The sequence below is a fragment of the Floricoccus tropicus genome (genome assembly GCF_001832905.1).
Lineage (GTDB): Bacteria > Bacillota > Bacilli > Lactobacillales > Streptococcaceae > Floricoccus > Floricoccus tropicus.
Genome location: NZ_MKIR01000004.1, coordinates 39,574 through 51,914, shown reverse-complemented (window position 1 = coordinate 51,914; position 12,341 = coordinate 39,574). Strand labels below are relative to the sequence as shown.

The 12,341-nt window shown below is 34.6% G+C and carries 13 protein-coding genes; 8 read left to right on the top strand and 5 right to left on the bottom strand.

Features of this window, described 5'->3' with window-relative positions:
* Positions 1-25: 25 nt before the first annotated feature.
* Genes BG261_RS02530 through BG261_RS02520 form a run of 3 tightly spaced genes read right to left on the bottom strand, consistent with a single transcriptional unit; the run spans position 26 to position 2,780 of the window.
* Positions 26-937 carry a PTS system mannose/fructose/sorbose family transporter subunit IID gene (locus tag BG261_RS02530; protein WP_070791603.1) on the bottom strand — a complete coding sequence of 304 codons (912 nt, stop codon included), beginning with the start codon at positions 935-937 and terminating at the stop codon, positions 26-28.
* Positions 938-951: 14 nt separating this feature from the next.
* A complete protein-coding gene (locus BG261_RS02525; protein WP_070787711.1) occupies positions 952-1,779 on the bottom strand; it encodes a mannose/fructose/sorbose family PTS transporter subunit IIC in 828 nt (275 codons plus the stop codon).
* A gap of 17 nt (positions 1,780-1,796) precedes the next feature.
* Entirely contained in the window at positions 1,797-2,780 is a 984-nt protein-coding gene (locus tag BG261_RS02520; RefSeq protein ID WP_070791602.1) for a mannose/fructose/sorbose PTS transporter subunit IIA, read from the bottom strand.
* 517 nt (positions 2,781-3,297) lie between these two features.
* Here BG261_RS02520 and BG261_RS02515 point away from each other — a divergent pair.
* Genes BG261_RS02515 through recD2 form a run of 3 tightly spaced genes read left to right on the top strand, consistent with a single transcriptional unit; the run spans position 3,298 to position 6,929 of the window.
* Positions 3,298-3,801 carry a tRNA (cytidine(34)-2'-O)-methyltransferase gene (locus BG261_RS02515; protein ID WP_070791601.1) on the top strand — a complete coding sequence of 168 codons (504 nt, stop codon included), beginning with the start codon at positions 3,298-3,300 and terminating at the stop codon, positions 3,799-3,801.
* Positions 3,798-4,424 (top strand): histidine phosphatase family protein, encoded by a 627-nt coding sequence (locus BG261_RS02510; RefSeq protein WP_070791600.1) that lies wholly within the window; start codon positions 3,798-3,800, stop codon positions 4,422-4,424. Before BG261_RS02515 ends, BG261_RS02510 begins: the two co-directional genes overlap by 4 nt.
* Positions 4,425-4,475: 51 nt before the next feature.
* The gene (gene recD2 / locus BG261_RS02505) at positions 4,476-6,929 is read left to right on the top strand and encodes an SF1B family DNA helicase RecD2 (RefSeq protein WP_070791599.1); all 2,454 of its coding nucleotides are present in this window, start codon (positions 4,476-4,478) and stop codon (positions 6,927-6,929) included.
* A gap of 76 nt (positions 6,930-7,005) precedes the next feature.
* On the opposite strand, the gene rpsT is transcribed toward recD2, so the two are convergent.
* Complete coding sequence (gene rpsT, locus BG261_RS02500) at positions 7,006-7,260, bottom strand: 30S ribosomal protein S20 (RefSeq protein WP_070791598.1); 255 nt, start codon at positions 7,258-7,260, stop codon at positions 7,006-7,008.
* A gap of 272 nt (positions 7,261-7,532) precedes the next feature.
* Between rpsT and BG261_RS02495 the strand changes: the two genes are divergently transcribed.
* Together BG261_RS02495 and BG261_RS02490 are read left to right on the top strand one after the other, a co-directional pair.
* The gene (locus BG261_RS02495) at positions 7,533-8,192 is read left to right on the top strand and encodes an FUSC family protein (RefSeq protein ID WP_070791597.1); all 660 of its coding nucleotides are present in this window, start codon (positions 7,533-7,535) and stop codon (positions 8,190-8,192) included.
* Positions 8,189-8,884 carry a GntR family transcriptional regulator gene (locus BG261_RS02490; RefSeq protein WP_070791596.1) on the top strand — a complete coding sequence of 232 codons (696 nt, stop codon included), beginning with the start codon at positions 8,189-8,191 and terminating at the stop codon, positions 8,882-8,884. Before BG261_RS02495 ends, BG261_RS02490 begins: the two co-directional genes overlap by 4 nt.
* Before the next feature lie 17 nt (positions 8,885-8,901).
* On the opposite strand, the gene BG261_RS02485 is transcribed toward BG261_RS02490, so the two are convergent.
* Positions 8,902-9,777 carry a helix-turn-helix domain-containing protein gene (locus BG261_RS02485; RefSeq protein ID WP_070791595.1) on the bottom strand — a complete coding sequence of 292 codons (876 nt, stop codon included), beginning with the start codon at positions 9,775-9,777 and terminating at the stop codon, positions 8,902-8,904.
* Between the two features lie 179 nt (positions 9,778-9,956).
* On the opposite strand from BG261_RS02485, the gene BG261_RS02480 reads away from it, so the two are divergent.
* Genes BG261_RS02480 through BG261_RS02470 form a run of 3 tightly spaced genes read left to right on the top strand, consistent with a single transcriptional unit; the run spans position 9,957 to position 12,329 of the window.
* Complete coding sequence (locus BG261_RS02480) at positions 9,957-10,769, top strand: ABC transporter ATP-binding protein (RefSeq protein ID WP_070791594.1); 813 nt, start codon at positions 9,957-9,959, stop codon at positions 10,767-10,769.
* Between the two features lies 1 nt (position 10,770).
* Positions 10,771-11,541 carry an ABC transporter permease gene (locus BG261_RS02475; protein ID WP_070791593.1) on the top strand — a complete coding sequence of 257 codons (771 nt, stop codon included), beginning with the start codon at positions 10,771-10,773 and terminating at the stop codon, positions 11,539-11,541.
* On the top strand, positions 11,541-12,329 hold the full coding sequence (locus BG261_RS02470) for an ABC transporter permease (protein ID WP_070791592.1): 789 nt from the start codon (positions 11,541-11,543) through the stop codon (positions 12,327-12,329). The genes BG261_RS02475 and BG261_RS02470 overlap by 1 nt, the downstream gene beginning before the upstream one ends.
* The last annotated feature ends 12 nt before the right edge of the window (positions 12,330-12,341 follow it).

Sequence of the window (12,341 nt, the reverse complement as noted above, 5' to 3'; positions counted from 1 at the left end):
AAGCTAGAAAGCCTGTCTCAATATATTACATGATTCCGAAGAAACGTCCAGCAATACCAACAGCAAATAATGCAAAGATAATTGCGATTGGAGAAACTTTCTTCTTAAGTAACCACATACATAGGAATGTAAGTAGTAGAGCAGCAAGCCCTGGTACTAATTGATCCAAGTTTTGTTGTAAAGTTACAACTTTTTCTTGGCTTAGTGCAAGACCACCGGCTTGGTCTTGAAGGGCTTTTTGAATACCTTCAGCTCCAGCTGGTAGGTTCTTCCAGTCAATGTAAGCACCGTCTTGAAGATTGTATTTTGAAACAACCGGTGTGAAACTAATTGATACCCAACGTTGGATAAGCACACCAAGTACGAACATACCTAAGATTGAAGCACCTTTAGTAATTTGTTGAAGAAGTCCTCCTGAAAGGTCTTCTGTAATTTTGCTACCTTGTTTGTAACCAAGTTCTTGAGTGTAGTATTGGAAAGCAATACGAATAATATTCCATCCGAAGAAGAATACTAATGGTGCAAGAAGTGATCCGCTAGTAGCAAGACCAGCCGCGACAGCTCCAAGAATTGGACGAACTGTAAACCAGAATACTGGATCCCCGATACCAGCAAGTGGTCCCATCATACCAACTTTAACACCTTGAATTGCAACATCATCGATTGGTGCACCATTTGCACGTTCTTCTTCAAGAGCAAGAGTTACACCAAGAATTGGAGATGCTACATATGGGTGTGTATTGAAGAATTCTAGATGACGTTTAAGTGCAGCAGAAGCTTCTTCTTTACCAGGATAAAGTTTTTTAAGTGCTGGGATCATTGCAAATGCCCAACCGGCATTTTGCATACGTTCGTAGTTCCAAGAACCTTGTAGGAAGAATGAACGAAGTAATACACTATTACGTGTCTTTTTATCAATTGAAATTTTTTCAGCCATTATTTTTCTCCCTTCTAATAGTCATTTAAGATGTCGCCAATTGGATCAGTAGTTGAAGAACCACCAGCTCCATTTCCGCCACCTGAATTTTGAAGAGCAAGATAGATGAATGCCATAGCAACACCGATGATACCCATAGCTATTAGAGTTAATTCTTTAATTGGCGCAAGTGCAAAACCAAGGAAGAAGAATGGCCAAACTTCGCGGCTTGCCATCAAGTTAATAACCATTGCATAACCAACGGCAACAACCATTCCTCCACCTACTGCCATACCACCTGTGAACCAGTCTGGTAAAAGAAGTAATCCTTTTTGTACAGCAGAAGCTGGGATAAGAAGCAATAATCCTGCAGGGATTGCGATACGAAGACCTTGCATCATTAACGCAACGATATGCCACATTTCTACTCCACGATAATTACCTTGTTCAGCAGCAGCGTCTGCACGGTGAACAATACCTACAGAAAGTAGACGAACTAAAGTAGTAAGTACAAGACCTGCAGTAGCAAGAAGAATTGCAGTACCAATAACTGTTTGCATTTCTCCATTTGTTACAGTATCAGATTTAGTCCAATCGTGTGACTGAACTAGTATAATTGCTGAGGCAACAGAAGCAAGAGCAGCATCGGGTGCAACTGCAGCTCCGATATTTGCCCAACCAGCAGCTAAGATTTGTAGTGAACCACCTAAAATTACACATGGTGCAATATGACCAGTTGCAATACCGATTAACGAACAAGCAATAACTGGTTGGTGAAGTTCAAATGAGTCAAGAATCCCTTCCATACCCGCTAAGAAAGCGAAGATAAGAATTAGGATTACGCTTAAAACTCCATATTCCATTTATATTCTCCTTTAAATTATTTAACGTCTGCTTTTTTAATTAAAGCAAATAAATCAGACTTAGAATCGTTAGGGACTTTACGGACATCAAATTTAATGCCTAAATCTCTAAGTTTTTCATAAGTTTCAACGTCTTCTTTATCCATAGATAAAACATTGTTGACCATTGTTTTACCTGTAGAGTGAGCCATTGAACCAACATTTAGTTCTTTGATTGGAACTCCACCTTCAATTGCACGAAGTGCGTCTTCGGGTGTTTCAAAAAGAAGAAGTGCTTTTGTGTTACCAAAACGTGGGTCTTTAGCTACTTGAATCATTTTATCAATTGGAACGATATGAGCTTTAACTCCTGCAGGAGCTGCTTGTTCGATAAGTTTTTTACGTAACTCATCTTTAGCTACTTTATCAGATACAACGATAATACGATCAGGTTTAACAGCTGGTGTCCAACCTGTTGCTACTTGACCATGTAATAGTCGTGAATCAATACGAGCCAATGGGATCTTAATTTCTCCATCTCCAAGTACAGTTCCTTCTGGAATTGGACCACTTGCCTTTGGTGCTTCAACTACTTCAGCAGTTGTGTCAGCAGGTTGTAATTCCTCTGGACGAACACGTACACCACCAGTTGCTTCTTTAATAATATTAGCAGCAACATCATGAACACGAGCTTCTGGGTTGAAGCGCTCAGTGTATGCTTGAATAAGCATTGGTAGATTTAATCCAGCGATGATAGTCATACGATCTTGATTTTCTTCAAAGATACGGTTTGCTTGGTTAAATGGAGATCCTCCCCATAAGTCAACCAAGAAAAGTACTTCATCGTCAGCATCAAATGAGTCTACCGCTTCAGTCAAGTGTGCGTACAAGTCATCAGGACCTTCGTTTGGCATAAAAGTAACTGATTGTACTTTTTCTTGCTCTCCGAAAATCATAGAACCTGATTGCTTGATACCATCGGCGAATTGACCATGACTGGCAATAATAATTCCGATACTCAATTGAGTTTCCTCCTAAAAAATATTTGTATAGACCAATTGTAAGTTATACCGACAAAAATAAGTTTATTAAGTGCATGAATCCTTAATTTAAAGGTATAAATCGGCATAAAAAAACAAAAAATCTACCTACGAGCTAATTATACATCTAAAGTCTGAGTTATGCAAAGGTTTTCTTAAAACCGTTTACAAGGACTTTCATTGAATTTTCATTAAATAACTTTTAAAATAAATCTGTAATAGTTATTAAAAAGCACAAATAAAACAGTTTTAGCAGTAAAACACGGTTCTAATCACTTTACATGAAACTGTACCTATGTTATTATAACTTTTGAAATTAATTTGTTTCAATCTTTCCTGTTATGATTAAAGCAAATTAAACCGTAACTAGGATGCTTGCTGAGATTCACTCCGAGCATCCTAGTTTTTTTGTTTTTAAAAGATTATAATAGTAGTTATATTAATTTATAGTTATTTTTTGTTGTTTATTAAATAACTTTAGTTTGGAGTATATTTATTAATGAACCATATAGCCTTATTTGAACCTAGAATTCATTTTAATACTGGAAATATTGCGAGAACATGTGCAGCAACCAATACTGTTCTTCATTTAATAGAACCATTTGGTTTTGAAATTACGGATAAGCACTTGAAGCGTGCAGGACTTGATTATTGGGATAAAGTTGATATTAGATATCATAAAAATTTAGAAGATTTTATTTCTTCAGTGGATGGAAAGCTTCATTTGATTACAAAATTTGCTGATAAGACATATTCAGATGAAGATTTATCAAAAGAAGAAGATAATCATTATTTCCTTTTTGGAAGAGAAGATACTGGTCTTCCAGAGGAATTTATGCGCCATAATCAAGAAAAAGCACTTCGTATTCCTATGAATGATGAGCATGTTAGAAGTTTAAATCTTTCAAATACCGCTGCTATTCTTATCTATGAATGTTTACGTCAACAGAATTTTTCTGGACTTGAACTTAGTCATACCTATGAAAAGGACAAATTGAAATGAAGCTATATTTTGTCAGACATGGGAAAACCGTTTGGAATTTGGAACGTCGCTTTCAAGGAATGACAGGTGACTCTCCTCTATTAGAAGAGAGTTATGAACAAACAGCGATTTTAGGTGATTATTTAGCAGATACTGAGTTTAAAAAAGTTATAGTTAGTCCTTCAAAGAGGGCACAAGATACTGCTAAAGGGATAATTGAAAAAAATAAGAATCCATTAATAATAGAAACTGATAAAAGATTATATGAATGGAAATTAGGGAATCTTGAAGGAAGAGAAATCGAAAAGGTTACAGAGCAATTCCCTGAGCAAATTTACGCCTTTCGTAATAATCCAGCAGAATTCGATGGTAGTATATTTGGTGCTGAAAATGTATCTCAAGTTATAACAAGAGTTAAAGAAGTAGTTGATGATTTAGCCACTGATCCAACAATTTCTCCAAATGATAATATACTTATCGTTAGTCATGGTGCTACCTTAACTTCAAGCATTCAAAGCCTTATCGGAACACCAAATGATCAGTTGAGAAAAGATGGTATTTTATCAAATTCAAGCTTGACTATAGTCGATGTTAAAAATCCTGATAATATTGAATTGATAGAGTGGAATAAAATCGTATATTAGAGTAGTAAGTATGATGAAAAATTTTGTACATAGTAAGTAGGTGAGGAAGTCATGGACGAAAAAACTTTTTTCACAGGAAATATTGAAGCAGTATTTTTTGAGAACCCATCAAATTTTTATAAGGTGCTTTTGATTGATATTACTGATACCAATTCTGATTATTTGGGGACGGAGATTGTGGTCAATGGAATAATTGGTGATGTGATTGAAGGGGAGGCTTATACTTTCTTCGGTCAAATGACTAATCATCCCAAGTATGGGGAGCAGTTGAAGGTTGATACTTATGAGAAGGCTGTGCCATCAAGTGGTAGTGGTCTTATTAAGTATCTTTCAAGTGACCATTTTCCAGGAATTGGTAAGAAGACGGCTGAAAAAATTGTTGATGCCTATCCAGATAATACAATTGATGCCATTTTAGAGGATCATGGTAAGTTAAACAGTATCCTATCTCCAGCTAAAAAGAGTGGATTTTTGAAGCTCTTATCTCAAAATCACGGTATGGAGAAGATTCTTTCAAAGCTGAGTGAATATGGCATGCCTAGTAAGATAAACTTTCAAATCTATGACTTATACAAGCAGGATACACTTGATATAATTGCTGAAAATCCTTATCAGCTTGTTGAAGATATAAAAGGAATTGGTTTTAAAACGGCGGATAAGATTGCAGCTGATCAAGGAATTGAGCCCACATCAAAAGAACGATACCGCGCTGCCATCATGCATCTAGTTCCAACTATGTCACTTGCAACTGGAGACACATATATTGAGGCTAAAGAGCTTTTAGAGTATACAGTTGATCTTTTGGAAAAATCGCGAAACGTAGAGATTCCTTATGATGATGTTGCGCTTGCCATTGGGGACTTAATAGATGAAGGTAAGATTCAGCAAGAGGGGACAAAAATATTTGATAATTCCCTGTTTTTTGCTGAGTCTGGTATTGTTAGAAATATCCAGAAATTGATGTTAAGAAAATCTGATTCTTTTAGTAAAGATGAAGTTGCTTCTGTAATTAAGGAAGCAGAAGAAGATTTTGCTATCGAGTATGACAATCTACAAAAAAAAGCCATTGAAGAGGCTCTAAATAATCAATTGTTTATCCTGACTGGTGGACCTGGTACTGGTAAAACAACTGTCTTAAATGGAATTATTCAATCCTATGCAAGGCTTAATGATATTAATCTTGATCCAACAAGCTATCATGATGATGTTTTTCCAATTCTTTTAGCTGCACCAACTGGGCGTGCAGCAAGAAGGATGAATGAATTGACTGGACTTCCTAGTGCAACCTTACATAGACATTTGGGAATTGGGACGGATGATGATATCTCTACTGATTTAACGGATGAACTATCAGGAAGTTTGCTGATTGTTGATGAGTTTTCAATGGTTGATACTTGGCTTGCACATAGACTTTTTGAATCAATCCCACCAAGTATGAAGGTCATAATCGTTGGTGATGCTGATCAACTACCCTCAGTAGGTCCTGGACAAATATTGGCTGACTTATTAAAAGTTGAGGCCATTCCGTCAATTACATTGGATAAAATTTTTAGACAAGGTGAAAATTCAACCATAACCGACCTTGCGCATTCAATCAAAGATGGTGAACTTCCAGCAGACTTTACAAGCCGTCAACCAGATAGAAGTTATTTTGAGGTTGGTCCTGGACAGGTTCCAAATATAATTGAACAAATTGCTACTTCATGGAAGAAAAAAGGAAATAATCCTTTTGAACTTCAGGTCTTAATTCCCATGTATAAGGGAGTTGCAGGGATAAATAATGTTAATAAGTTAGTGCAAGATATCTTTAATCCATTGCGAGACGGATTAGAGTTTAACTTTCAAGAAATTTCCTATCGAAGGGGAGACAAGGTTCTTCATTTGGTCAACGAAACAAGTTTGAATGTTTTTAATGGAGATTTAGGATTTATAACTGATTTAGTGGCTGCAAAATACACTGAGAGTAAGCAGGACGAGATTGTCATGGACTTTGACGGGTCTGAGGTCATCTATCCTCGTAGCGAGTGGTACAAGATAACCTTAGCCTATGCTATGAGCATCCATAAGTCACAAGGGAGCGAGTTCTCAACTGTCGTTGTACCAATGGTTTCTAGTTATTCACGTATGCTTGAGAGAAACTTGCTATATACAGGCATAACTCGGGCGAAAAAAAGTTTAATTTTATTAGGCGAATATAATGCTTATAATCAAGCTGTTCATAAAATCGGAAGTAATCGGAAGACTTATTTATTAGAGCAATTTGGTATTGAGCGTGATACTGATATTGAGTCATCTTCAGTGGCTGAAGATGCAAAAGAATACGAAGTCGTAGAAAATCCACAAAAAGTTAATTCGCTTTCTTCTGATATAGAGAGTAATGTAGAAGAAATAGCAAAAGAAGTAGATAATCAACCTAAAATATTAACTAAAGTTTTAGTTGATAATTATGGAGTGGATCCAATGATTGGATTAAAGGAATCAGATTTATTGATTTTTAGACAATAAATATGAAAAAAGGAAGTTAGTAGATTAATCTGCCCAACTTCCTTTTTTTCATAAAAAAATAACTCGGTAGACCGAATTATTTAGCGATTTTAGCTGCTAGACGTGATTTATCACGGCTTGCTTTGTTTTTCTTGATCAAACCTTTTGTTTCAGCTTTGTCAATTGCAGAACTAGCTTTTTGGAATAGTTCTTGAACGTTGTCAGCTCCTTCAGCTACAGCTGCGTCAAATTTCTTTATAGCAGTACGCATTGCTGATTTTTGAGTTGAATTTAATTCATTTGCTTTAACATTTAATTCAGCGCGTTTGATTGCAGATTTAATATTTGCCATGTCTTCCTCCTTTTAATATTACTTGTCAATTATACAGAAAATAATTCTGTTTTGCAAGACCTGTCAAGTTTTTTTCTTTACCATTCATTGGTATAGATTGAAACCGTCTATTTGAAAATATAGCACAAGCTCTTTATTAATTCAATAAATTGGTTCTACAATAAATAAAATTGATTTTTTTATAAAAATATTAATAAATCGTAAATTGGTATAGTCTATTCTTTAAAAAATATGGTACAATAGTTAAAAATAAAAATCAAAGGAAGATCTGTATGAGTATACAAATTGGCCGTTTTCGTCTTGGACTTCGAACCATAAAAACGGCAATTGCAATGGCGTTGATTCTTATTTTTTGTCAAATTACTAATCGTCCTGAAGGAGCAATGGCAGCCGGAGTTTCTGCGGTTGTAGCAGTAAGAGGGGATTTTAAGTCAACAGTCAATGTAGCAGGATCGCGATTTATTGGTGCTGGATTAGGTGGTCTTCTTTCTATTATTTTTTATTTGCTGTACTTCAATTCTGGACACAATTTTTGGGTCAAGTTATTTATAATCCCCATCTCTTTAATCATTATTATTGTGATAATGGATGGATATAATTTGAATACCGGTTTAGTAGGGGCTTGCGCATCATTTCTGATTATCTCACTAGGTACTCCAGAAGGCGAAACAATCCTCTATGTTTTTAACAGGGTACTTGATACCTTTATTGGAGTTGGATTCGCAATTTTTGTGAACTTAGTAGGGACCCACGATACTCCAGTAAAAATGGTAACCGAAAAAGTTATAAAGATTGGTAAAGATTTTAATATTGAAATCGATGTCGCTAAAAAAGTTGATGAAGATAATCAAGATAAAGATATAAATAAAGTGAGTGAAAATAAAGGAAAAGATAGCGCTGAAACTGGCACTAAGGAGAAAGAGCAAAAATGAAACCTGTTTATATTAAAATTCATGATGAAATAAAACAAGAAATTGAGAATGAAACATGGCCAATTGGAACAAGACTTCCAAGTGAACGTGCATTGTCTGAAAGATTCCATGTTAGTCGAATGACATTAAGACAAGCTGTAACTGCCCTTGTTGATGAAGGAATTCTTGAACGTCGTGCTGGATCAGGAACTTATGTATCTAGTCAACGCGTACGTGAAAGAATGCGTGGAACAACGAGTTTTACAGAAATTATTCAAAGTCAAGGTAAGCAACCACGAAGCGAGGTTTTAGCTTATACAAAGACCGCCGCAAATGAAATTGAAGTTGAAAAACTTAATCTTAAGTCAGGTGCACAAATTATTCGTATGGAGAGAATCCGTTATGCTGACGATGTTCCAATTTGTTATGAAGTAGCAAGTATTCCATATCTTTTAATTTCAGATTTTGATAGACAAGATGTAGCCAATCATTTCTTTAAAACATTAGTTGCAAGCGGTCGTGAAATAGGTCGAAGTGAACAAGTAATTTCATCTAAAATTGCAAATGGAAAAATTGCTGATTATCTGAAAATGAAAAAAGGTCAAGCAATATTGAGCTTGACTCAAACATCATATTTTACAGACGATACACCATTTGAATTTGTACTCAGTCAATATGCGGGGGATAGATTTGAATTCTTCCTTGAACGATAAAAAGATAATCTGTTGGATTAGTTTCCAGCAGATTTTTTGATTTTATCTTCCTTTAATTTTTCTAGTTCCTCTTTAAAATACTCATATTTTGAAAAATTGCCCATGAAATGTAGATAATTTATAACCGACTCAACTTCAATAAGCAGTTGAGGATTTTTTGTTTCTCTATATTTTACAAAGTTATCAAATACTTTAAAAAATGATAATTCTCTAAAGTGATTATATCTGATATTTTTAAGTGCCCAATCAATAATGAATTTACATTTTTCGATTTCATGCCTATCCCACAGAGTATACATACCATTTAGAATAGTCCTCAGTCTACTATATGTGTGACTTCCTTCAAAATTAAGTTCCTCAATATTTTTCATTAGTTCCTTACAGAAAATCAAAATATTATCTGAGTTTAAAAAATTTATAGAATGGCAAAGAAGTGTATTATCAAAATCAGTCCAAATTTCGCAGTTCCAAAAATAGTTCAAAAGAAATTCTTCGTCATTTTGAGATATTTTAAATTCTTGATTTGTCCAACTTAGCAGTATTTTATAGTTCAAGTAAGATAGTCTTTCTTGTACATGGTCAAAATTTGTTTGTTTTTCAAGATTATTTACAATTTTTTCCATTAAATTCATATCTTCCGAATATGCAGTCAAGGCAAATTCTCTGTATTGTTTCGAAAAGCTTGTATCTGAAATTTCAGCAAGATTTAGAAACTCAGTGATGGAAATATTTAATCTGTCTAAGAGCTTTATTAAAACATCAAGTGATAATAAACTTTCACCACGTTCAAAAGAAGCAATAGAGGAATAAGAAGCAATTCCTTTTGCTACTTGTTCCACTGACATATTTCTACTCTTCCGTATTTTTCTAAGATTTTCACCAAGTTTTTGCATATATATATCCTATCATTTGTATTCAATTATTCATTATACATAAATAAAAGTCATTTATGTATCTTATCTTTAATTATTATACTAGGCAATATTTAATTATCTTTTCTGCATATTTCCACAGAAAAGAAGATTCTCTTTTTTTGTGGTCTATAATTTCTTTAAGTATAAAGGAGAGATTTATGGATTATATAGAAGTTAAAAACTTAAAGCGTTCATTCAAAGTGAATAAAAATGAAGATTTCCATGCTCTCAAAGGAATTTCATTTGCTGTTAAGAAGGGAGAGATTTTTGGTTTATTAGGCCCTAACGGTGCTGGGAAAACGACTACCATGAAGATTCTATCAACTATGCTTGCACCAACAGATGGTACGGCGAAAGTTATGGGGTTTGATACTTTTGGGCAAGAAGATGAAGTGAGGGAGCATATAAATTTTGTCTTTGGTGGTGAGAGAAGTCTTTACTGGAGACTTTCAGCCTATGATAATCTTGCCTATTTTGCTGATTTGTATAAGATTCCTTTAAGTAGGCAGAAGGAGGAAATACCACGTTTGCTTAAGCTAGTTGGCTTGGAAGATACAGGGAACAAGTTAGTGGAAAAATTTTCTAAAGGAATGAAGCAGAGGCTTCAAACTGCCCGTGCATTATTGAATGACCCGGAAATAATTTTTCTGGACGAACCGAGTATTGGTCTTGATCCTATTGGAGCGCGTGAATTGCGGGAACTTATTCGAAAGTTAGCAGATAATGGAACGACAATTGTGCTCACGACTCACTATCTAGCAGAAGCAGAGGAGCTTTGTGACCGTATAGCAATCATTAATAAAGGTGAAATTGTTGCTCTCGATACGGTGGCTGGACTTCAAAATCTTCTATCGGTTGAAAGACGACAGGAAATTATTAGAAGAAAAGAAATTGAAAATGGGGAACGCAAACGTCAAAAATTAGAGGTTAATCTTGAGGATATCTATGTAGAATTGTTGGGAGGAGACTGATTTGAGAGCAATAATCACAAGTGCAATCGTGCAGATGAAACAATCAATTGCACGACCCATGTTTCGCTTTTGCGTCTTTTTAGGACCAATATTTGCAGGTTTTCTCCTCGGTATGATTTATAAAAATAAAAGTATTTCAGATTTCACTCTTTATGCTTTTCTTGGTTCAGGAATGACAACTTTTTGGTCAAGTATTTGCTTTTCATCAGCTAGTGACATTGATCGTGAAAAATGGGTTGGAACACTTCCAATATTATTTACAGCACCAATTGGCTTCAAAACTATCGTTTTGGGAAAAATACTAGGTAACACTATCTGGGGAGTAGTTTCGTTTTTTATAAGTATGTTTGTTGTAGGAGTTGTTTTTGCTCTTCCTATTAAGTTTGTAAATATTCCATATCTAATTTTGATTATTTTGTTAACTATTTTATCCATGGTAGCTTTGGCTCTTATTCTTTCTGGACTTTTTACAATATCAAGAAAGATAAGAATCTTGATGAATTTTATTGAATATCCAATGACAATTTTATCTGGTATGGTTTTTCCTATCTCAATTCTCCCTCAACCCTTACAATGGTTATCAATGATTTTAAGTCCTTCATGGGCAATGAAAGGATTTGAACTAGCAATAAATGGTGGTAAAAGTGCTGAAATGATACAAAATACTTTAGGATTATCGATAATTACAGTAATATACTTTGTTTTGTCCTATTATATTTTTGAACGTATTGATGCCTTATGTAGAATAAATGCTAGTTTGGAGGTTTTCTGATGGAAGTTATAAATAGATTTTTTCGCCGAATAAAATTTTCTTATAAGAGAGATTCAATAATTTCTGATTGGCGCACATATCTAATGGTGGACTTGTCATTACCAATTTTACAAATGCTTTGTTACTCACTAATTGCTTATTATGCCTATGGACCTGAGAAAGTATCAAGGTGGATGATAGGTAATTCACTTTTAGTCGTCGCATTCACAGCTATTTATAGGGTAGGATTTCTACTATCATCAGAAAAACACAATGGAACCTTATCCTTACTTATAGCTTCAAAGACCAAGCTTTGGGAAATTTCATTTACCAGTGCATTTTCGACAATAATTCAATCATTATTGTCCGTGTTTATTGGTGTAACAGTAATTAGTCTCCTCTTACATATTTCCTGGACGACTAGTAAGGTTCTTGAGTTTTTACTGGTTTTACTGGTTGCAGTTTTTGTCTCTATGAGTTTTGGTTTTTTATTTTCTTGTTTTATTCTAGTAAGTACCGAAGTCCATTTGGTTACAAATACAGCAAGCCAAATTTTATTGATATTTACAGGTGCAAATTTTCCTATTTCTTCCTTGCCAAAAGTATTTCAGTTTATTCCACCCATATTGCCACTCACAAGATCAATTTCAGTAGCTCAATCAATTATGGATGGTAATATGCAAGTTGGATTTTTAAATCCATTGAAAGCTGAAATGATTCTTGGGTTTGTTTATCTATTAATAGCAGTTGTAGTTCTTCATATTATGGAAAAAGTAGCTATAAAAAATGGAAATTTAGATATGCTTTAGACTAAAAAATAC